The sequence below is a fragment of the Paracoccus wurundjeri genome, assembly GCF_030678915.1.
Classification (GTDB): Bacteria; Pseudomonadota; Alphaproteobacteria; order Rhodobacterales; family Rhodobacteraceae; genus Paracoccus; species Paracoccus onubensis_A.
In genome coordinates, this window is sequence record NZ_JAUUTZ010000030.1 from 1 (window position 1) to 22207 (window position 22207).

The 22207-nt window shown below is 55.9% G+C and carries 20 protein-coding genes and 1 pseudogene; 4 read left to right on the plus strand and 17 right to left on the minus strand.

Going from position 1 to position 22207, the window contains the following annotated elements:
* Window positions 1-359 precede the first annotated feature (359 nt).
* From Q0601_RS21005 to Q0601_RS21040, 9 genes and pseudogenes are all read right to left on the minus strand, one after another.
* Complete coding sequence (locus Q0601_RS21005; RefSeq protein ID WP_305291869.1) at window positions 360-1079, minus strand: hypothetical protein; 720 nt, start codon at window positions 1077-1079, stop codon at window positions 360-362.
* 237 nt (window positions 1080-1316) lie between these two features.
* Window positions 1317-1631: pseudogene (locus Q0601_RS21010) on the minus strand (ISL3 family transposase); the annotation flags it as partial.
* Between the two features lie 31 nt (window positions 1632-1662).
* Window positions 1663-1839 carry a helix-turn-helix domain-containing protein gene (locus Q0601_RS24760; protein WP_370656159.1) on the minus strand — a complete coding sequence of 59 codons (177 nt, stop codon included), beginning with the start codon at window positions 1837-1839 and terminating at the stop codon, window positions 1663-1665.
* Between the two features lie 134 nt (window positions 1840-1973).
* Entirely contained in the window at window positions 1974-3566 is a 1593-nt protein-coding gene (locus Q0601_RS21015) for a gamma-glutamyltransferase family protein (RefSeq protein WP_305291870.1), read from the minus strand.
* 128 nt (window positions 3567-3694) lie between these two features.
* The gene (locus Q0601_RS21020) at window positions 3695-4111 is read right to left on the minus strand and encodes a cupin domain-containing protein (RefSeq protein WP_305291871.1); all 417 of its coding nucleotides are present in this window, start codon (window positions 4109-4111) and stop codon (window positions 3695-3697) included.
* 11 nt (window positions 4112-4122) lie between these two features.
* Window positions 4123-5493, minus strand: coding sequence for an NAD-dependent succinate-semialdehyde dehydrogenase (locus Q0601_RS21025; protein ID WP_305291872.1), 1371 nt, complete (start codon window positions 5491-5493; stop codon window positions 4123-4125).
* A gap of 23 nt (window positions 5494-5516) precedes the next feature.
* Window positions 5517-6611, minus strand: coding sequence for an isocitrate/isopropylmalate dehydrogenase family protein (locus tag Q0601_RS21030; RefSeq protein ID WP_305291873.1), 1095 nt, complete (start codon window positions 6609-6611; stop codon window positions 5517-5519).
* A gap of 125 nt (window positions 6612-6736) precedes the next feature.
* Window positions 6737-8305, minus strand: coding sequence for an ABC transporter substrate-binding protein (locus Q0601_RS21035; protein ID WP_370656160.1), 1569 nt, complete (start codon window positions 8303-8305; stop codon window positions 6737-6739).
* Window positions 8302-9486 (minus strand): C45 family autoproteolytic acyltransferase/hydolase, encoded by a 1185-nt coding sequence (locus tag Q0601_RS21040; RefSeq protein WP_305291874.1) that lies wholly within the window; start codon window positions 9484-9486, stop codon window positions 8302-8304. The genes Q0601_RS21035 and Q0601_RS21040 overlap by 4 nt, the downstream gene beginning before the upstream one ends.
* 413 nt (window positions 9487-9899) lie before the next feature.
* Between Q0601_RS21040 and Q0601_RS21045 the strand changes: the two genes are divergently transcribed.
* Together Q0601_RS21045 and Q0601_RS21050 are read left to right on the plus strand one after the other, a co-directional pair.
* Complete coding sequence (locus Q0601_RS21045) at window positions 9900-10715, plus strand: polysaccharide deacetylase family protein (protein ID WP_305291875.1); 816 nt, start codon at window positions 9900-9902, stop codon at window positions 10713-10715.
* The gene (locus tag Q0601_RS21050) at window positions 10712-11485 is read left to right on the plus strand and encodes a polysaccharide deacetylase family protein (protein WP_305291876.1); all 774 of its coding nucleotides are present in this window, start codon (window positions 10712-10714) and stop codon (window positions 11483-11485) included. The genes Q0601_RS21045 and Q0601_RS21050 overlap by 4 nt, the downstream gene beginning before the upstream one ends.
* Before the next feature lie 52 nt (window positions 11486-11537).
* On the opposite strand, the gene Q0601_RS21055 is transcribed toward Q0601_RS21050, so the two are convergent.
* The 5 genes from Q0601_RS21055 to Q0601_RS21075 are packed head-to-tail and all read right to left on the minus strand — an operon-like array spanning window position 11538 to window position 17470.
* Window positions 11538-13238 (minus strand): ABC transporter ATP-binding protein, encoded by a 1701-nt coding sequence (locus Q0601_RS21055; protein ID WP_305291877.1) that lies wholly within the window; start codon window positions 13236-13238, stop codon window positions 11538-11540.
* On the minus strand, window positions 13238-14059 hold the full coding sequence (locus Q0601_RS21060) for an ABC transporter permease (RefSeq protein WP_305291878.1): 822 nt from the start codon (window positions 14057-14059) through the stop codon (window positions 13238-13240). The genes Q0601_RS21055 and Q0601_RS21060 overlap by 1 nt, the downstream gene beginning before the upstream one ends.
* Window positions 14056-15000, minus strand: a complete 945-nt coding sequence (locus tag Q0601_RS21065; RefSeq protein WP_305291879.1) for an ABC transporter permease — start codon at window positions 14998-15000, stop codon at window positions 14056-14058. The genes Q0601_RS21060 and Q0601_RS21065 overlap by 4 nt, the downstream gene beginning before the upstream one ends.
* Window positions 15001-15040: 40 nt before the next feature.
* Entirely contained in the window at window positions 15041-16582 is a 1542-nt protein-coding gene (locus Q0601_RS21070; protein ID WP_305291880.1) for an ABC transporter substrate-binding protein, read from the minus strand.
* 33 nt (window positions 16583-16615) lie between these two features.
* Window positions 16616-17470 (minus strand): alpha/beta hydrolase family protein, encoded by an 855-nt coding sequence (locus tag Q0601_RS21075; protein WP_305291881.1) that lies wholly within the window; start codon window positions 17468-17470, stop codon window positions 16616-16618.
* Between the two features lie 105 nt (window positions 17471-17575).
* On the opposite strand from Q0601_RS21075, the gene Q0601_RS21080 reads away from it, so the two are divergent.
* Window positions 17576-18190 (plus strand): GntR family transcriptional regulator, encoded by a 615-nt coding sequence (locus Q0601_RS21080; RefSeq protein ID WP_305291882.1) that lies wholly within the window; start codon window positions 17576-17578, stop codon window positions 18188-18190.
* A 54-nt stretch (window positions 18191-18244) separates the two neighbouring features.
* On the opposite strand, the gene Q0601_RS21085 is transcribed toward Q0601_RS21080, so the two are convergent.
* From Q0601_RS21085 to Q0601_RS21095, 3 genes are all read right to left on the minus strand, one after another.
* Window positions 18245-19279, minus strand: coding sequence for an amidohydrolase family protein (locus Q0601_RS21085; protein ID WP_305291883.1), 1035 nt, complete (start codon window positions 19277-19279; stop codon window positions 18245-18247).
* On the minus strand, window positions 19276-20028 hold the full coding sequence (locus Q0601_RS21090; RefSeq protein ID WP_305291884.1) for an SGNH/GDSL hydrolase family protein: 753 nt from the start codon (window positions 20026-20028) through the stop codon (window positions 19276-19278). Before Q0601_RS21090 ends, Q0601_RS21085 begins: the two co-directional genes overlap by 4 nt.
* A gap of 456 nt (window positions 20029-20484) precedes the next feature.
* The gene (locus Q0601_RS21095) at window positions 20485-20928 is read right to left on the minus strand and encodes an Lrp/AsnC family transcriptional regulator (RefSeq protein WP_305291885.1); all 444 of its coding nucleotides are present in this window, start codon (window positions 20926-20928) and stop codon (window positions 20485-20487) included.
* A 178-nt stretch (window positions 20929-21106) separates the two neighbouring features.
* Here Q0601_RS21095 and Q0601_RS21100 point away from each other — a divergent pair, with 178 nt between their 5' ends.
* Window positions 21107-22192, plus strand: a complete 1086-nt coding sequence (locus Q0601_RS21100; RefSeq protein ID WP_305291886.1) for an ornithine cyclodeaminase — start codon at window positions 21107-21109, stop codon at window positions 22190-22192.
* Window positions 22193-22207 lie beyond the last annotated feature (15 nt).

A 22207-nucleotide genomic window follows, 5' to 3' on the forward strand; every position in this document is an offset into this window, starting at 1 on the left:
AGGACGACCAGTTCGTCGTCTTGTATTTCGTCGAGGTCCAATTGCTCATGCCCAAAGGTATCACGCTGGATTCACAAGATGAATCCCGTCAACCTTTTGCGCAACAAAGCCCCGCAACACGCGAAATGCACCCCTTTATTACCTGATCTGGGCTGGTCCGAACAAACTCGGACTGAAAGGCGCGGACTACATCCTGCGCCAAGGCGAGAGAGTTAAAAATCGCTGATCTGATCGGCAAGGGCTCAGTGTGTCGGGATTGTACACAAAACGGGCATCTGCCTTTTGTTCGTTCAACGACCGTCCCAGGGCCGTCATACGCAAGCAGCGTCGGGTCTTGGGACGCAGGGAAAAACATTTCATTAAACGGACATCGGGCGCAGCAACTCGTCGGTGTCCAGCTTAAGCGCGCTGCGCCAGAGCGGGGTTTTGAACACATGACGCATTTGTCTACCTGCGCCGTCTTCGCGGGTCTCGATCAGCAATCCCGCCCATTCGAGCGGTCGCAATACGCATGCTGAGAACGCGGCCATCTCTCGCCATCCCGCAGTGCGCCAATCCTGTGGCTCACCGTAGAAGGTTTCGAACAAGGCAGCCTCGGTCGTGCTATGATCAGCCTCCACGTTAATCACGTTCATCCAGACGTCCCAATTTCTGAAGAGGCGGTCGTCGAATCGCGCATAAGCAGCGTGATCGATCCGGAGCACAAAGTATGGGATCAGTTCGGCAAACAAACGGCCAGGGGCTTGCGCCAACTCTGCGCCACGCTTGGTCAGTCGAAACTCACCCTTGAAGTGACGCCCCAGGCGCCGGGAAATCAGCAGGAAATGCAGAACCTCGAGCGGGGGAAACTCATATTCATTAATTACCTTGTTGTAGCGGAACATCTCTTCTGCACTTTTCCCCGGCCAGTTGAAATGCTCGACGGCCCAATGGACGAAGACACGCTTGAAGGCTTTGGCTTTGGTCAGATCGATTGATCCGTGCTTCTGCGCATATTGCAGGGTTAGAAGAGCGCCTCGAAGCAGTGGAGAATGCGCGAGGTCGGGATGGTCATCGGCGAGAGTACGGAATTCGATCATGTCAGGATGCTGACATAGACCGCGCTGCAGTTCCATGATGCCAGCACGGCGTTGTATCTCTGGCTTGCAACTAATGGCCGTTCGACGGGCCATACCGCAACACGCCGGCTTATAGCTGAATAGCAGCTGCAGGTCGAATACACCGGATCTGGTTCAGCTATATTGGCGCTTGCGCCAATATAGGGTCCATACGGCTTGGAGGATAGAGGTCGAAATGGGGGTCAGATGCAACGCTTACGTCAGAAGCTTTGGATCGAGTGTCTTCACCCCAATCGCCTTGCGGATGGCAGGCATGCTCTTCTGAACTGCAGAAAGGAAGGCCGCACTCGCGTTCTCCAGAAAGTGCCAGCGGTCAGCGACCTGAACCGCCTCTGGAAGAGCCCGAGCAACCGCGCTGCCATATCCGCCATTGCGATCTCGGGCGACGCATTCGACGCGGGGATGGGCGCGGAGCCAAGCTTCAACGGTGGCAGGTGTCCGATCGGGCAGAAGGTCGATTACGCAATGCCGCTCGAGATCCCAGATCAGTGTGCCGTACCGCTGCCCTTTGCGCTAAGGCGAACCAACCAGCTTTCCTCACGCCCTACCTGTCTGCAGCTCTTTCAGGGCCGCCCATCACCCAAAGAGGATCGATGTTATAGAGCTTGGCCAGTTCAATACGCACGTCAGCCGGCAATTTACGGATCCCTCGCTCATAACTCTGTTCTCCGCACAAAGAAATCCCGAGAGCATTCGCAAGGGCCTGTTGTGACAGTCCCAACTCCAGCCGAACTGCAAGGAAGCGTCTGGCGATTTCTGGTAATGTGCTTGTACGACAGTTTCTGACCGTGGCTATGATGGCTACCCCGGTCGTTTTTCCCGTTCAAGGGTATCCTGCCGTATCATTGCAAATCGTCAGAATCCCAAAGCCATACCGTCCTTGCGGGTATCGCTTCCCGCCCGCAGAAAGCCGGTATCGCGATCAATAAATATCGCCTGGCTTCCCCCAAGCGGCTCGGAAACAACCATCGGTCTGTGCCCGCGGGCAAGCAGATCCGCGCGAATCCTGTCCGGGATACCTGGTTCGATCTGCAAATCGCCGCCTGTCGCGAAGCTGCGCGGTTCGTCCATGGCTTCCTGCAGGTCCATTCCCCGATCGATAACATTAGAAAGAAACGCTGCATGACCCGCAGCCTGATAATGTCCACCCATCACACCGAACGGCATGACAGCGTGCCCATCCTTGCAAAGCATCCCTGGAATGATCGTGTGCATCGGACGTTTCTTCGGACCGATCGCATTCGGATGCCCTTCTACGAGCCGGAATGAAGAGCCTCGGTTATGAAACAGAACGCCGCTTGCCGGATCCAGCAGCGTCGATCCGAAGCCGCTGAAGATTGAGTTGATCAGGGACACCGCATTTCCGTCGCGATCGACAACGCAGAGGTAAATCGTATCCTTGTGTTCGGGTTCATTCCACAGGCTGGGCGGCAGAGCGCGATCCATGGCGATGCGCGACGCAAGCGTGTCCACGGTGTCATCGGCAAGCAAGCAATCAGCCAGTTGGCCACATTCCGAGAGATCGGCAATCAGCGCATCACGGTGATGATAAGCCAGCTTGGTGGCCTCGGCATGCAAATGAATACGGTCCGCGAGTGCCAACTGCTCTCCCAAGTCGAACCTAGACAGAATCCGCAGGATGAGCAAAGCGGCAAGCCCTTGCCCGTTCGGAGGGCATTCGAGAACATCATAGCCGCCATAGGCAACCGAGATCGGAGATGTCCAATATGCCTGATCCCGGCCATCGTGAAAATCCTCTACCGTTTGCAGCCCCCCAAGGGATCGCAGGTGCGATACCATGCTGGCTGCTGTTGCGCCCTCGTAGAAGCCTGCGGCTCCATGGGTCGCAATTTCCCGAAATCGCGCGGCAATTAACGGTTGCGCATGCCGATCACCCGGCTTGGGTGCCGCTCCCGAGGGCAAAAAGACCTTTGCGGCATGTTGATCCTGCCCAACCAGTGTCGCGCTCAGGGCCCAATCACGGGCTACGCGCGGCGTGACCGGATAACCCTCTTCCGCATAGCGGATGGCGCGGTGGAATAACCGGTCGAGCGGTATCGAACCGTAATCCGCATGCAATCGGCACCACGCCGATATCGCGCCGGGAATTGTGACGGCATGAGGGCTTGTTCGCGGGATCGTGTCGGTAAGCCCGGCAGCTTTGATGGCCTCTACACTCGCGGCAGCAGGGGCACGTCCCGAGCCGTTCAGGGCTATGCCAGGCCCGCCCGAAGGCGCATATAGCACAAAACAATCGCCGCCGATCCCAGTCATCAGGGGATCCACGACACTTTGCACAGCAACGGCAGCAATCGCCGCATCCGCGGCATTCCCACCTGCGGACAGGATCTCCAGTCCGGCAGCAGTGGCAAGGGGGTGAGAAGTGGCTATCATCGCCTCGGAGGCCAAGGTGGCAGGACGGCGAGCGGAAAAGAAATCGAAAGTCATTGAAATCCAGTCAAGTTGGAGCAGGCATAGCCGGAAAAATTGGCGTCAGATCAATAAGAAGGTACCAGGGCGAGAGATGTTCCGGTCATTTGATACTGCTGAACAAACATGGAATTCACTCATGCAAATCAGAGCCGCCTAGCCTTTTCATGCTCTTCGTCGATTGACTGCTCGACCCCCGTGGCAAGCATCGTACGGGATGCCTCGATGTCGGCGTAAGTCCAGAAGATCCGCATAACTTCATCACTTTCGTTCAGGAAGCGATGCGGGACACCTGCCGGTATCCATGTGGTATCGCCCGCTTGCAGGTAATGGCGATCGTCTCCGATCTCGGCAATTGCCCGCCCTTCCAGGATCATCACGCTTTCCTCGCAGTTGTGGAAATGCAAACCAATCCGCGCTCCTGGCTGGAAACTGGTGATTCCGTTGATCATGCTCCGCGCACCGCATTTGCGCGTCACGAGCGGAATGGTCGCGGCCCCGTTCCCGCGATCATTCACGGGCAGTTTGCCGGGGTGGAGGATCGCAGCCTTTGTGTCAGTCATTCCCGTCTCCCTCATCTGGCCGGACCGGTCCAGACTGTCTTGATATTGGTGAATTCGCGGATACCGTAGCCGCCGAGTTCACGCCCATAGCCGGATTTCTTGATACCGCCGAAGGGTAGACGCGCATCCGATGCGACCATACCGTTGATGAAGACGGCGCCTGCGTCGATATCGCGCGACATGCGCCGGGCAAGATCGGAATCGGACGTCCAGACCGATGCACCAAGGCCGAATTCAGTGTCGTTCGCCAGGGTCATCGCTTCCTCCGCGCTGTGGCAGCGGGTGACGGATGCGACGGGACCAAAGACCTCTTCGCGGAAGGATGCGTTGCCCGGCGCCACGTGATCCAGAAGCGTTGGCGCGTAATAGAAACCGCGACCTTCCATCGGCTCTCCGCCCAGGACAAGCTGCGCGCCGCCGGCGACTGTTCGTACCACCTGATCATGCAATTCAGAACAAAGGTCCATCCGTGCCATCGGGCCGATTTGAGTTCTAGGATCCATCGGGTCGCCGACTTCAAGAGCCGCGATTCCTTTGCGGAAAGCCGTAACGAATTCTTCCGCAACAGCTTCATGTACGATAAAACGTTTCGCGTTGACGCAGGATTGGCCGACATTGATGAAGCGCGCTCTGACCGCCATCGTCGCTGCTGTGGCAATATCGGCATCCGGCAAGACTATGAACGGATCCGAGCCGCCAAGTTCGAGTACCTGCTTCTTGAGGTTATACCCAGCTTGAGACGCCACGATCTGGCCGACCTGGGTTGAGCCTGTCATCGTGACCGCCGCAATCCGATCGTCGGCAATGATTCTTTCGACATCTGATGCCGGGATCAGCACTGTCTGCATCAAACCATCGGGGCCGCCGGCCTTTTTTATCATCGCTTCGATGGACAAGGCGCAACGCGGAACATTGGCGGCATGCTTCAGGATCGCGCCGTTTCCGGCGGCGATGGCCGGAGCCGCAAAGCGGAAGAATTGCCAGAACGGATAGTTCCAGGGCATGATGGCAAGGACGACACCCAATGCATCGAACACCACGCGCGAATCAGTCGCATTCGAGACGATCTGTTCATCGACCAGAAAGCGCGGGGCATTTGCCGCATAGAACTCGCAGGCCACAGCACATTTCTCAATCTCGGCCAGTGACTCGGTAATCGGCTTTCCGATCTCTTCCGTAATCAGGTGGGCGAAGTTCTGGCTGTCGGCTCTGAGTTCGTTCGCTACCGACAATAGCAATGACAGACGTTTTTCCATTGGAGCCCGGCGCCAGGCTCGTTGCGCTTCCACAGCGATCCCCAGCATGCGCTCGATCTCGGCATCGTTGTGCTGCCGGAATCTGGCGACGACCTCACCCGTAGCGGGATTGACAGACTCGATCATGCAATCTTCCCTATAATGCTGTGTCAGACGCTTGGCCAAGCTGCAGGATGGTTATCCGTCAGCGAAGCAGCGACGCTTCGGGCAAAACCGTCGGTACCAAGCTTCCCGCCGATATCTCTGGTGCGTGTGGCCGGGTTACTCAATGTACGATCAAGCGCATCCATCAACGAGCGACCTGCCGCCACCAGCTTCGCATTGACCTTGCGCCGGCCGAGCCATTCCAGAAGCATTCCCGTCGACCCGATCAATGAAGCCGGGTTTGCGATCCCTTTTCCCGCGATGTCAGGCGCCGAACCGTGCTGGGCTTGCGCCATTGCATGAACGTCTCCTGCATTGAGCGAAGCTGCGAGACCAAGGCTGCCAGTCAGTTCCGAGGCCAAATCCGACAGGATGTCTCCGAACATGTTCGTGGTGACGATCACGTCGAACCTCTCTGGATGACGAACCAGATGCGCGCAGGCAGCATCGACTAAGAGTTCTTCATATGCGACATCGGGATAGTGCCCCCCGACCTCTCGGCAACATTCCAGAAACAGCCCGTCCGTTATCCTGAGTACGTTTTGTTTATGAACCGCAGTCACCTTCCGGCCACGCCTCGAAGCACCCGAAAATGCGGCCTCGGCGATACGCATGGAAGCGTGCCGGGTGATCCGCCGCATTGCCACGGTCACATCGGCTGTTACCTGAAGCTCTCCGATACCGGAATGCATTGATCGATCCGCATAGAAGCCTTCGGTATTCTCGCGGTAGATGACAAGATCGAAGGCTGCGCCTGTACGTGATGGCAATTCGGGGCGGGTCGCGGCAGGACGGATATTGGCATAAAGATCAAGCCGCTTTCGCAACTCTCCCGAAGGATTGAGTCCTCCTTTATCGCGGGGCGGGTATTCCAGATGCGAAACCGGCCCCAAGATGATACCGTCCACATTCTCGACCGTCTGGAACGCCTGTTCCGGAAATGTCGATCCCTGCGCTTTAAGAGCCGCGAACCCGATCCCGATTTCTGAAAACTCGATGTCCAGCCCGTATCGCGTGTCGAGAGCCTCAAGCACTGTCCGCGCGGCGGCACAGATTTCGGGGCCAATCCCGTCGCCAGGCAGAACTGCGATTTTCGTCACTACTGATCCCTTTCGATATAGGCCGCCTTGCGCAGCTGGGAGATATGTCGGCATTATTCACGGTTTCCCGGGCGGACGGTCGCAATTGTCGATCGTCGTCCCGGCTTGATCATGTCAGACAAGCCTTACTCGGTCTTCGACACGCCCCAGGCACGTGGCGAACCAAGCGCCCAGCTCTTGTATCCGTCGATATTACTTCTCATCGCACCAACGCGAACACCGGAATACAGTGGAATCATCGGGATTTCCTGCTGAAACAGGGTTTCGATCCGGTTGAACAGCTCCTGTCGTTTTGCGGGATCGCTGACAGCGACTGATTGGGTCAGAAGGTCACGCTGCTCGGGGTTGTCCCAGACCTTGCGTGGTTGTTCGGCCTTGTCTCCGCTCATCATGTCGTAGCTGAGCGCTGGGTCGAGACGTGCGGAATAAGTAAAACTCATCATCTGGAAATTGCCAGAATTATAGCGGTCTTGCAGCGTCGGCCAGTCAAGCACCTCGACCTGAACGTTAAAGCCCGCCTCGGCCATCATTGCCTGCGCAAGTACCGCCATATCAAAAAGCTGCGGATATGCTCTGGTCGCGGTAATGGTGAGCGGTTCGCCATTATACCCGGCCTCTTCCGCCAGTTCCGACGCCCTTGCAATGTCTCGCTCATACGGACGGGCCATGACTTCGCTGTAAAACGGACTTCCCACAGGAACGACAGAGCGGCTGGGCTCCCCCTCGCTCGCTGTGACGGCGTCGACGATCGTCGGTACGTCCAGCGACAACTGGATAGCTTCACGAATACGCACGTCACCGATCAACGGATCCGTGGTTTGAAGAAGGAAATTTACGATCCCGAAACTGCGCGCGAGGTCGAGCTTGATAGCGGGATCAGCTTTCAAGTCCTCAATATGTTGCAATTCGATATCCGAGAGCACATCGATATCGCCCGACTGCAGCCCTGCCTTGGCCGCCGAAGCGTCGGGCACCACGACGAAACGAACATGATCCACCAGAGGTGTCTTGTCCCCGACAAGGCCACTCATCTCTTCGCTTCGGGCGGAATAGTCGGGAAATCTGGCCAATTGCACATATTGGCTGTGTTCGTGCTCTTCCAGCATGAATGGGCCGGTTCCAATCGGCTTGATCCAATTACCGTCTTCCCCGACGGATTTCGGAGAATAGATGCCCGTCTGACCACAATCGGTTCGCGACAGACTTGCCAGGAACAGCGAATTGGGCTGATTCAGACGAAAAACCACCGTCATGTCGTCAGGCGTTTCAACCGCTTCAACCTTCAGCCCCTTTGATCCGTCATATTCGGGATAGCAGCGCCAAGTCGTTTCCGGGTCCATATATCGGTCCCAATTCCATGCCACATCAGCGGAAGTGACGGGATCCCCGTTATGAAAGGTCAATCCCGGCCGAAGATGAAAGCTGTATGTCTTCTCATCTTCCGAAACGTCCCAGCTCTCTGCCAGCATGGGGCCGATCGAGGCATCATCGCGATAACCGACAAGCCCTTCTAGAATGTTGGATATGACATAATCGGTATTGGCGTCACGATTGACTCCGGGATCGGTTGACCGAATGTCCGCTGGAATCACGATGCGCAGGGTGCTTTCCTGTGCAGCAGCCATTGCCGGAAGCGCAAGAAGCCCCCCGACGGTCAGACCGCGCATGAATGCGGGCAGCAGGGGGATTTTCATATGGTCTCTCCTGTTGTTATTCTTGCTTTCTTCATTGCGTCCGGGTCCGCATCGTTCAGCCGATATTCCTTGAACGAGCGGTTGAGTGCCGGCAGGATTGCCACCTCCATGATACCCGCTGCCGGCTGCATAACGATCATCGCGACAGTGGCAGACATATTGTTCTCGAGATTCGGACGCGGTGGGCGGCAGACCGACCAAGGCGTATCGAAATTGTCAAACAGAGCGTTTTTTACGTCGGAAACTTCGATGTTTCCGATCTTTGGCTGCAAAAGCTCGCGGACGCGGCGGTCCCTGAACAATGAGTCAGGCGTGTTCCTGGCGCCGATATCGACAAGTTTGGTCAATGCAACGGGGCTACGGAAGTGATTTGCGTGAACTAGCAAGCCATCGACAGGCTCGACGACGAATGTTTCATCTGGAACGCATTCAAGATCGATCGAAACTCCGTGTGCATGACCCAGCATAAGATTGTTCGATGCGGATTTCGGCGTACCGTATACGTGACCGATCGCGAGTGCATAATTTTCCTGATCAAGCGCCCTGCGGCGAACGATAGCCAGAGGAATGCCACGCCGAGTGTAGTCGCGCTCGCATTCAAGATAATTTCCCGTAATCGAGATCCCGGCACTGTTGAAACCTGCCCGGGCCAATCCTCCGGCTTCAACAAAGGTCAGGATATCCGGACCATCATCCCGGCGAACCCTCAGGACAATCGCTGTTTCGGCGCATTCCTTTTTCCAATCCCAGTCCTGCGCATGTATGACGGCACCATCGCGGGTCGCGGAAGATTCAACGATAACGCCAGTGCAGCCATCCGGCTCGATGAAATCGGTCAGCCCGGCCGCGCGACGAGCCGCGATCTTGGTGATCTCGGTGCGTGCATTGAGCAGCATGATGTCCTGAAACCGGCGCCCCGAACCTTCAGAAATTCCCTGCATTTCCTCGATCAGATCGCCATAATCGGCCTTTAATCCGTCAGCGAACTCATCGACGATCTGAGTGACCGTTTCGCCGTCAAGCTTCAGCCGATCCAACTGTGCGGTATAATGGGCAACACCTAAGGCAATACGCTTGGCTGCCTGCTCTCCGTATTGGCGTCCGCGCTCGCGGGGCGTCCCAGAGACATCAATCAATGGGCAATCGGGAATCGTCGGCGTGGATTCATTGAGCGGTGCCATGTTCAGCTGGTCTCCTGGTCCGGGCGCGACTCGAATCGCCTGAATCGAGTGACGCATTTATTGGCGCCAATAATGTTACATATAAATTCACTGCAATCAACATGGGAATACTATCTGATATCAATATACTGACAATTTTCAGCGAATTGTGGCCACATGAATGCAACGGCGGTTGATACGTTGTGGCTTGCTTCAGTACCTCGCAATGCATCGCGAATAGGCTGATCGCCTTGTCATTGGCGAATATTTTAATATCAATATTGTCGCCAATATATCATGAATGTTAAGGAAGTGCAGAATGGTCGGATGAAGATCGGATTGCAGCCGCACAATCCGATTACGAGCCTTCGGACTTCCTGATCATTTATCCTCGTGGCAGTCGTTGAGGCGACGCGACCGAAAAGGCTAAAACTATGAACAATACCAATGAATTCCGCTGGCCGGATGGCGCGCGCACTGTTGTAGCCGTGACCATCCACGTGGATGGCCCTTCCGTCCAGATCGGTCGCGGCGAAAACGGGCTTGGCCGCTCCAGCCGGGGACGCTATGCAATCCGGCGCGGTGTCCCGCGCTATCTGGAAATGATGTCGAGACTTAACATTCCGGCGACGTTCTTCGTCTGTGGTTACGACGTCGAAACCTTTCCCGACCTATACCGTCAGATCGCCACAAAAGGATATGAATTGGCCGCCCATGGATATCATCACGAAAATTGGGATCTGGGCGATACAGAACCGGCACTATTGGAGCAGACCCATCGGATCATCGTGGAAATCACCGGACAAAGTCCGGTTGGCTGGTGCTCCCCTTCCGGGCGAAAAAGTGCATATACGCTACCGGTGCTGCAACGTCTGGGTTACATCTATGATGCCTCTGAAAAGGATCGTGACGAACCCTATTTTTCTGATGACAAGAAAAATTTTGTCATTTTACCCAACAACACCGTCTCACTCGACGATTTTCCGGTCTACGAGTCGGGCCGCGCACTGGCCTCGGAACTTCTTGATATGTGGCGCAGCGAATACCATGCAATCAGTCAAAGCGAGGGATATCTGCAACTGACAATCCATCCGATGGCCGGCGATGGGTCGGGTCCACCAAGCCGCGCCGCCGTGGTCGAGACTTTCCTGACCGAACTTAAGGCAGAGCCTGACGTACATTTTCTGAATATGCGCGATTTGGCCAGGCATTGCCTGAACAATCCGCATCATTGGGCGCAGGCGACATGAGAAAAATCATAGCGCTGACCATCGATGTCCATGGCATCGGCCCGGAGGCCGCCGCAATGTCCGAAGATTCACTTGTCGGTCGCTTCGGACATGGCCGCTATTCCTACAATATCGGGATCGCGAACCTGCTGAACTTCCTTGCCCTCCAGGGTGTTAAAGCGACTTTCTTCTGGCCAGCGGCAGAGATGGTCCGCGTACCGGAGCTCTTTGACCGTTGCGTAGCCGAAGGGCACGAGATCGGTTCCTCCGGTTGGGGTTTCGAAGATCTTTCGGTTCTGACTGAAGTCGAGGAGATGGCCCTACTCAGAAAAGCACATTCGGTGCTTTGCAGTCGCGCCGGCCACCAAATCGTAGGTTTTCGTTCTGCCACAGGCAGCCTTTCACACGCGACTCTGCCAATCCTGAAAAGCCTCGGCTATCGCTACGATTCCAGCTTCATCGATGACGATTCCCCTTACTGTCTTGCCGAGTTTGAAGCATCCGGCATGCTGGAGCTACCAATCGCGGAAGGGTTGGAGGCCGCCAATCATTTTCGTCGGAACGTGCCTCAGGGACGCGCAGAAGGACTCTTCGACGAAACACTCGACGGCCTCCTGACGAGCGGCGATTTTGCATGCATGACTCTGAACACGCGGGGTGATATCGGCGTCGGACGCAAGGCGCGACTTGCAATGGTAGCGCGCGTCCTCAAGCGGGCGAGAAACCATTTTGATGCCTCGATCCTGCCAGCGATGACAGCATTGGATTGCTGGCGGCGCGATACAGCATAGCATATTTTGTGGCTGTATCGCACTGATCCGATCGCGTGATCTAGGCGGAACGTCAAATGGTCTCGGTTGTAGCAAGCGCCGACGATTGAGTGATTTCAGAACCATGACCCGGAATATCGAGCCGCCACTGCAAGCGTACCCCTCCTCCGGGCGCGGCCTCCAACGCCGGCACAACAGAAAGCAGCTTCCGCGTGAACGGATGCTGTGGATTGTCAAATACCGCAGATCTGTCACCCTCCTCGACGATCTTCCCTTTGTCCATAACCACAACCCTGTCAGCGACCTGCTCGACCACGCCGAGATCGTGGCTGATAAACAGGCAAGAGAAGCCATGGCGGTTCTGCAAATCGGCAAACAGATCCAGAATCTGCGCCCGCACCGTGACGTCAAGGGCGGAAACCGCTTCATCCGCGATGACGAAACGCGGACGCCGCACAATGGCACGAGCAATGGCAACGCGTTGCCGCTGCCCCCCCGAAAGCTCATGCGGGAAGCGATCGGCATAATCACGCCCCAGCTGAACCTCTTCCAACACCTCGGCCACGCGTGCCGCCCGGGATACCTTATTCATGTCGCGAACATGCCGTAACGGCTCGCCAACGATCCGGCCAATTGTGTCACGCGGATCGAGAGAGGAGTAGGGATCCTGAAAGATCATTTGGCAATTGAACCGATAATCCCAGTAACTTGTCTGCGCGCGATCGATAGGTTTTCCGTCGAACCCGATCGAACCACCGCTCGGTTTGACAAGCCCGGCCAGAGCCTGCCCCAGCGTTGTTTTTCCCGATCCCGAAGATCCGACCATCGCCACAACTTGCCCGGGGGCAATGTCAAGGCTGATGCCGTGCAATGCCCGATGCGGCGGCTCGCGCCGGAGCAACTTCCTTCGGCCAGGATAGTCAACCACCAGATCCCTTACCGATACAAGCGGTGCCTCGTCCTGCGCGAAACTCCTTTCCGGCCCCCGTTTTGGCATCGCGCCAAGAAGCTTGCGTGTGTAGGGGTGTTGCGGGTTTTCCAGCAGCGTCTTGCAATCTCCCGTTTCCACCACTTCTCCGCGGCACATCACGATGATCCGGTCGCAATAGCGAGCCACCATACTCAGGTCGTGACTGATAAGCATCACGGCTGTTCCCTGTTCGCGCGTCAGCCCGACCATCAATTCCAGAACGTCGCGTTGCACGACAGCGTCCAGCGCCGTAGTCGGCTCGTCCGCAATCAGAAAGGACGGCTTTAGGAGCATAACCGACGCCAGCATGATCCTCTGTCGCATTCCACCCGAGAATTCATGCGGATAACTGGTCAGTGCCCGTTTGGGCTCCTCCAGTCCGACTCTGCGCAACATGTCGAGGATCATTTCCTGCCGTGTCGCGCTTGGAAGACGGCAGTGAAGCGCCAGTGCTTCATCCAACTGCCGCTCCAGCAACATCGACGGATTCAGCGACGTCATCGGTTCCTGGAACACCATCCCCACGCGACTGCCACGAAGCTTGCGCAGTTTTCGTGGGGACATGCCAAGCACATCTTCGCCTTCGAATGCAATCCGACCGGAGGTCGCCTCGATCCCCTCGGGCAAAAGACGGATTACAGAGCGAGCCGCCAGTGTCTTACCCGAACCGCTCTCCCCCACGATGCCTACGATCTCGCCCGAACGGATGGAAAAACTGACGTGTTTGATAACGTCCAGACCAGCGCCCTTAACCGCGATGCACAGGTCCTCGACTTCGAGAAGATTCTCGCCTGAGGTGTTCATTACGTTCGTCCTCGCATTCGTGGATCCAACCGATCACGGAGCGCATCGCCAAGAAGATTGATACCGAGAAGCGTGATCGAAATGCACAATCCCGGAAGCACTGCAAGCCAGACGGCCTGAGCTATAAACGGGCGGGCGGATGCCAGCATGTTGCCCCAGGTCGGTGCCGGAGGCGGCACGCCCAGGCCAAGGAAGCTAAGCGAGCTTTCCGCCAAAAGAACCCAGCCAAACATCGATGTCGCCAGAACGGTCAGCGGCGCGATGCAGTTCGGAAGAACGTGCCGGCACATCGTATATATCTCGGAATTTCCCGTAACGCGCGAGGCTGCGATAAATTCACGTTCCCGTATCGAAAGTACCGTGCCGCGCACAATCCGCGCGACCGAGGGGGAATAGGCAATACCGAGTGCGACAATGATTCCGTATTTGTTGGCGCCCAGCACCGCTAACAAGCCAAGGGCCAAAAGGATCCCCGGAAATGCCAGAAGCGCATCGTTAAACGCCATGACGATCCGGTCAAACCACCCACGGGCATAACCTGACGTGACGCCGATGACCACACCGACGGAAATGGCCAGGGTTACGGTGGTGATCGACACCCATACGCTTGTCGCCGCTCCGGCCATTAGCCGTGATGCAACATCCCTGCCAAACTCGTCCGTGCCGAGCCAATGGCTTGGTCCGGGCGGAGTCAATTTGTCGCTGAAACTGATTCCCAATGGATCATAAGGTGTCCAAAAGGCACCGCACAAAGCGACAAGCAGCAGAAATCCGATAATGGCGCCACCGACCATTGCGTTGATTTGAAAAGGTAATCTCATTCCACTGCCACCCTTGGATCGAACAGCGGATAGCAAAGATCGACAACCAGATTCACGACAACATAGATCGCCGCTATCATCAACATACAGCCTTGGATTACCGGGTAATCACGCCCGAAAATGGCATCAACGAGCAGCCGGCCGATGCCTGGAATGGTAAATACGGTTTCGACCACCGCAATACCGCCCAACAGGTTACCGAGGACAAGGCCGATCAATGTCCAGGTCGGACCAAAAGAATTCTTGAAAGCATGCCGCCAAAGAACCGTGCTCTCGGCCAATCCTTTCGCTCGCGCGTGACTGATATATTCGAGATTTTTCACTTCGAGCGTCGAGGCTCGAGCCATACGCAGAAGCACACCAAGCTCATGCAGGAACATGGTCAAAATTGGCATCACCAGATAGAGGATTCCTCGCCACGGGTCATCTGCAATAGAAACGTAACCCACAACGGGCAGCCATTGCTGTTTCAAGCCAAGAAACAGCAGCAGCAGCAAGCCCAACCAGAAAGTCGGTATGGACATCAACAGAGTGGCAAGTGAGACGAGGCTGACATCCAGCCGTCCGTTTTGCCGCCAAGCCGCAATTGCCCCGGCTGGCACCGCAATAAGACAGGCAAGGAAAACTGCCACGACCACGATCTGAGCCGAAACCAGAAAACGTTTCCAGACCAGCGGCAGGACTTCCTGCCCGGTCGTGATGGATTGCCCCAAATCTCCGGTCAGAAGATGACGGAACCAGACTGCGAACTGTACCGGCAGAGGTTGGTCGAGACCCAGGCGGGCCTGCAATCGCGCAACACTTTCGGCATCGGCGTTGTCACCCAGCATCAAAGCGGCGGGATCGCCCGGAACCATGCGGATGAGGATGAAAACCGTTACGGCCACAATCAACAATGTCGGTATGGCCATCGCGGTACGGGTAATAATGAATCTCAACAACGCGGAGCCTCCATGACAACAATCAAGCTTACCTTGGTCATTATTCGCCCCTGCTCAGGTTCCAAAGCACCATAGGCGATGTCCAGGGATCCATCCCCTTGATTTCGGTCGAATATGCGATCGGCGAAACGTCATTGTGGGTGATGATGATCGGCACGTCATGCAAGATCATCTTGTGCAACTCGTCGAACAACGGTTGCCGTTTGGCCGGATCCAGAGTCGCCAGAGCTTGATCTATCAGTTCCAGAGCATCGGGATTTTCCCAGACCTTCCGCGGCTGGTCGTCCTTGTTCCCGGAAATCTGCTCGAAGCCCGACGCCACGTCGAAGCGCGACGAATAGGTCGTTGCCTGCATCATGTGATCGCCGCTACGGTACTTGTCGAGCTGCGTGGGCCAATCCAGAACCTCGAGTCGAACGTTGAGACCGACAGCCTGCCACATCTGTTGCGCCAGAACGGACATGTTGAAACTTGGCACAGCCGCGCGCTTGTTGCACATCACAACAATCTCTTCACCGTTATAGCCTGCCTCTGCGAGCAGTTCCCGTGCCTTATCAGGGTTGTATTCAAAGCCCTGCTGCTGAACTTCCGTATAGAAGTTCGAGGTATCGTAGACCGGCGAGTTGTTTACCTTACCCAGACCTTCAGTGACCGAAGCTACCAGTTCCTCATAGTTGAGCGAGATCGCCAGTGCCTGACGAATGCGGACATCCTGCAGCACCGGGTCGCGCGTTTGGAGTATGAACGTATTACGGACAGGGGTCCAGGCAAGCCCGACTTCAAGGCCCGGGTTCGCCCGGATTTCCTCAACGTCGCTTTCCTGTATCGTGGCAACATCGAGATCACCTGACTCAAGGGCGATTTTCACGGTCGCGGCATCCGGAATTGCCATGAAGACAATACTGTCGACCATCGGATCCTTTTTGCCGACAAATCCGTCCGATTCGTCAGAGCGCGACTGGTAATCATCAAACTTGTCGAACTGAACAGACTGGCCCCGTTTCCATTCGCCGAACATGAACGGCCCGGTGCCGATCGGCTTGTTCCAGGTTCCATCGGGATTCAACGATGTCTCGTGCAGGATGGCAGTACCACCGCAGTCGGTCCGGGCAAGCGTATCGATGAACATTGCGTCCGGCTTGTCGATGGTGATGGTGAAGGTCTGATCGTCCGGCGTGTCATAGGAGACGATCTTGAGGCCGTTCGTTCCATCCACTTCTTCAAGACAGTACCAGTTCGTTTCAGGATCCAAATAGTAATCAAAGCTCCACTTGACATCGGCTGATGTCATCGTTTCGCCATTATGAAATTTTACCCCTTCCCTTAGCTTGAAGGTGTAGGTCAACCCATCCTCCGAAACCGCGTAAGTTTCTGCCAGCAAAGGTTGAACATTCCCGCCGCGATCGTAGCTTACAAGCCCTTCAGCGACATGTGCCATTACCGTGTCGGAGTTGCCGTCGCGGTTGACGCCGGGCTGCGAACTCCGAAGGTCCTGATTCAGGGCAGCCCGGATGGTATCGGCATATGATGGAACGGCCAATACCGAAGCAAGACAACCGACAAGGAGCAGTTTTGATTGCATGTTGATATTCCTTCCTGTTGGTATATTTTTTTGTCAGGCATCCCGACGTTCGGCCAAGACCCGATCCATGAATTCTTCGACTCGGCCGACAGCACGTCGGCCATCATGCCCCATGTTCGGAATCAAATCGAAGCGAACCTCGATCCCGGACTGTTCGAATGAGCGCCGCAAACTGTCCAGACGCTCAGGCCGCACCTTGCCGGCATGGTTCGCGTCCGGCATCCAGTATTTCCCACCTACCTTGTGAGTGATTTCCCAGGTCTCCAGATCCACCTTGCCGACCAGCATCTGGACTTTGACCTGTTTCATTTTCTCGATATCGATCTCTTTTCCGAAGATCTCAGCGAAGTTACGCGTTCCCACCCACCAGTCCCGTGTCGGATCGAGCAGTGTAACCGAACCCGGAGCGCCGATGCTTACAGCAAATAGCCGATCGGCATGCAGCATCAGGAAGCGATGCGCAAAATGCCCTCCGCCCGAATAGCCGAACAGTGCGAATTTACTGAAATCGCAGCCGTAGCGTTCGGCCACCTCGTCAACCATAGAGAGAAGAACGTGATCGTAGCGGATGTCACCCTCGATCATGTATTTGAAGCCATCGCGATTACCATCGCCTTGTGGCCCGACCGGAAACAGCGGCGCCAGAATCATCACGTTGTGCCACCGTGCGAAAGCCGCAAAATCGTCCCGATAATCGGTAAAGCCACGACCTGTGCCATGCTGCACGACCAGAAGTTCCGGCGGCGCCCCGCCCTCGGAAATACTTGGCGGGACATAGAGGCAATAGGCAAATCGGGTGTCGGACGACAGCGCGCGGATCGGCGTTTTTCCGAGATCATAGACATGAAGTTCCGGTGCCCCGGTCCGGCGGCTGGTGTCGACATTCATGCGGCTCTTCCTTATCAATTTTATTGGCGCCAATTTTATTGCATAAATTTCCGCTTGCGGCAATAGTCAATATAAGAGAAACCGGCTGGTGGAGATTTGGATGGTATGAAACGCAGTAAGCTAAAACGTTCGCTTGTAGATGAAATTGCCGAGGCTATTCAGGTTGGCGAATACCGTGCCGACGAATGGCTAAGACAGGTTGACCTGGAGGAAAAATTCCAGGCAACCCGCTTCGACGTGCGCAGCGCTCTTGAGGCGCTCGTGGTTCGCAAGGTCGTTCAACATGTCCCGAATCGTGGTTACAAGGTCCCGTCAGTTGACCCGGAGATGTCAAAACATCAGCGCGATGTCCGTGTTGTCGTAGAGACCGCAGCCGCTCCGATGATCATCAAACATGTGACGGATTCGGATACCACGCAACTGGACAAATTAGCGGGCGAGTTCGCGCAAGCGGCAAAATCAGGGGATCATGTCGATCAGAGCCGCACCAACAGGGCTTTTCACGAGGCCATGTTCAATCTCACCAAAAACCCCGTAATGGTAGAGATCATCTGGTTAATCCGCGATAGGGGACGGTCGGCTCCCTTTACCATCTGGCGTTCGATGGATACCCTTCAGCAAAGCGTCACCGAGCATCAGAAAATGGTCGAGGCTATTGCCGCGCGAGACGCCGAAGCGCTGGCTCAGCTCATAGAAATTCACATCCGCCGCCCACATTAAACAGATGCACGCATCCAAGACAAGATTGGTTTCAATGGACTGATCAGCGCTCACTCAGCACGGCTCGACTTCTTCCAGACGGTATACGTGGCGGGCAGTTGCATGAAACAACTGGGCGCGCTCGTTTTCCGATGCTCCGGCCGTCAGCCGCTTAAATGCATTCCACAGGCTTCGATAGCTACAGCTTTGCCGGTCCACCGGCCAATTGCTTTCCATCATTGCTCGGTCGGGCCCAAAAGCAGCCAGACAAATATCAACATACGGCCTCCACGCAGCAGCCAATTCCGCACTTTTCGGCGCTTTTGGACGCTGATGAAAATTGAACCCGTAGTACAACATTCCCAGGCCCCCGATTTTCATGACGACATTAGGGCAAGCTGCAAGTGCATTAATACCGGCTCGCCATTGAACCAGCACATCGTCGAGGCGACCCTCATACGGCCCCACCCCAAGCGGGCCACCGCAATGATTGACGACTATCGTCGTGTCGGGAAATGCCCGCGCCAGTTCGGCTACCTGTTGCAACTGCGGATGGTAAACCCAAGCATCGAATATCAGCCCGCGCTTGGCAAGCAATGCAAAACCCCGGCGAAATCCGGGATCAGTGATCAGGTCCGGCTGCCCCCGCTGTCCAAACAGCCCTATGCCGCTACGGTCCCAACGCAGCTTCTGTCGAATTCCCCGTAATCGGCCTTCGGCCGCCTCGATCTGCGCATCCAGCACATCGACAGCAGTATCGAGATGCAAATCTGCATGAGAAACAATACCGGCACAGATTCCGGGTCGCGCACCGCGGATAGCAGAAACAATGGACTCGGTTTCCCCAACGCATCGCATCTCTTGCCGCCCTGACGTCCGGAAGCTATTACCACATTCAATTGCCACGGATGCAACGACATGGTGTCCGGACCCGATCGTTCGTTGAAGTTCCGGCAAGAGGAAATCGCCCTCGGGCTTGCGCCAGAGATGGTGATGAGAATCCACGATCGGCTGGTCCGGATCCAATATCGGTTCGCTATCTTCTGCCTGCCAGGCATCCAGTTCGGCGGGCGTGCGGACTGCATTAGTCGACGGATCATATGCCTTCATTTGTTTCCCTCTGCGTCCGGATGGCAGGGGCTGATCTGTGACCTGCAAGGATCTGTCCCGAAAGCGGAAGAGCCGGTCGCGGGGTCTTGCTGCAGCAGCCTGGCCACGACCGGCACAAGGGCGGCACCGATGGCGCGGCTTGCATCGGCATCAAGATGCACGCCGTCCACATCAGAGGTTCGTGCGACACAGGCGGCATCGAAAAATGCGGCTCCTTCCGCATCGGCAACCGCACGGAAGAGCGGTGCCAGTTCTTGTGCCTGACGGCAACGTTCCAGCCAAAATGGATTGGCCCCGGTTGCGTCGGTTATACGCGCCACCGGCGGGCTGACGACCAGTATCTTCGGAGCCGGCATGTCGTAGATGTTGCGCTGACGGAGTACAATTCGTAGCAATTGCCTCATTCCCTGTGTCGCTCCGCTGGCAGTGCCGCAAATCTGCGGCTTGAGGTCGTTGGTGCCAAGCATGAAAATTACGACATCCAGCGGCACATGACTGGCCAGAATCGGTGGCAGCACGCGCGCGCCATTGCGATCAACGACAGCACCCGGATCGTCATAAGCGGTCGTCCGCCCCGGCAGCCCCTCGGCAATGATCTCGACCTGGTCGCCTAGTCCGCACCCCAGAACGACCGGCCAGCGGTCGCACGCGAGGTGCCGGCATCTGGCCCCCGGGTTTACGCCCCAAGTCAGGCTGTCGCCATAGGTCAGTACCGTCGCACGCTGGCCAGACAAGCTCGGCGCAGTCATGTAAATGCCTTCCGAAACCGCATCCGAGCAGAGTATAAATGACGGATTGCCACCTTTTGGGCAATGTGGCGCCCAGCCCATATCTGCCAATCCATCTATCTCTCCTGCATATAATCACCCATTATGGCGCCAATTTTGTAGCACAATATGACGCTGTATGGATAGATTGACAATGCACTTCTTCTTGTACCGGTGTTCTCAATAATTCGGCGCCCCAACTTACCTTCACTCCCAAAAACACCAACTGATTCGCCAAAATTGGCGCCAACAAGCTGCCAATTTGGCAACCCTGAAAGAGATTATGCGCAATTATTCATATTTAATTATTTAATATCAATATATTAATAAAAATCAGAAGTTGACCCACACATGCCCGCCGGGAATCAAGCCTGAAGGATCTTGCTCATCATATGTCCCGAAAAGATCAGGACCATTCGCATCAGATTCACCTACCCATCAGGTTGAGATATGTGCTTTCGTGCTGTGCGGTGTTGCCAGAAGAAGGCTGGTTTCGCTTCCGACGATTCCGGGTACATGCCGGATCCGGCGCAGCACCTCATCCAAATCCGCCAAGGTCCACGCACCCAGCCGAACGATGATATCCCACCTGCCATTCGTCGTATGGATCTCTGAAATCTCTGGGAATTTTTCCAGCGAGGGGATTACGCGTTCAGCCATGTTGCCATCGACCGCAATCATCATGATGCCGCGAACCGGCAGGTCCAACTCGTCCGAGCGAAGCACCACGGTAAAGCCGAGCACTTCGCCATTCATCTCCAGTCGCTGCATCCGGCCGCGCACAGTCGCGCGTGAAAGCCCAAGCTCAATCGCCAGATCAGACACGCTTCGGCGACCATTATGACGAAGAAGCATGATCAGCTTTCGGTCGATGATATCCATTTCATTTTGCTCATATAGATTTATCGTTTTGATAATATCCAGCTCATTATTTGGCAATATTCATTATTCGAAAGCTGTGCTTTTCATGTTCTGCTGCTGCAATGAAATCGCGGGTTAGCTTGTGCATCGGACGGATCACTCCGCAGGTCGCAACAAGGATCTTCGCGATCAAACATTCATGGATCACCCCGACATGGAGCTCGCGATGCCCGCTCAAGCAGATCTGAACCTCGTTCCATTCGTAAGTGTGGATAACATGATGCAACTGGTGCATTCCATCGGGGTCGAAGATTTCATCCGTCAGCTCGCCGGTTATATCGAAGACGACTTTCGCCGCTGGGGAAAATTCGACAAGGTTCCTCGTGTCGCGTCGCATTCGCGCGAAGGTGTCATAGAGCTGATGCCAACCAGCGACGGTGCGCTCTACGGTTTCAAATACGTGAACGGCCATCCCAGGAATACGAAAATCGGTCGGCAGACCGTCACTGCCTTCGGTATGCTGTCAGATGTAAATACCGGGTATCCGCTGCTTCTCGCCGAGATGACCATCCTCACTGCCTTGCGCACTGCAGCAACCTCCGCCGTTGCTGCCCGGCAGCTTGCCCCGCAGGACGCCCGGTGCATGGCAATCATCGGCAACGGCGCTCAATCGGAATTCCAGGCTCTGGCATTCAGGGCGTTGCTCGGCGTCGACCGGCTGCGCCTCTTCGACATCGATCCACAGGCTACGGCACGATGCCGGTCCAACCTTGAAAGTTTCGGCTTTGATATCGCGGCCTGTGACGCTGCCGAAGACGCTGTACTGGGGGCAAGCATCGTGACCACGGCTACCGCCGACAAGCAATATGCGACGATTCTTACCGATAACATGTTCGGTGCCGGCATCCATATCAACGCAGTAGGCGGCGACTGCCCGGGCAAGACCGAACTGCATTGTGATATCCTTCTACGGTCGGATATCTTCGTCGAATATCCGCCTCAGACCCGGATCGAGGGCGAGATGCAACAATTGCCTGACGATCACCCTGTCACCGAACTCTGGCAAGTCATCTCCGGTCAGGCGCCGGGCCGGACCAGCGCGCAGCAAAACACGATCTTCGATAGCGTCGGATTTGCGATCGAAGATTTCTCTGCCCTGCGCTACTTGCGTGCTTCCCTGCCCATGCATCCGTTCTTTGAAAGGCTCGATCTCCTTGCCGATCCGGACGACCCGCGCGACCTGTTCGGCATGCTTCTACGACATGCGCCGAAAGTTGCCGCGTAACGGAACAAACCACGA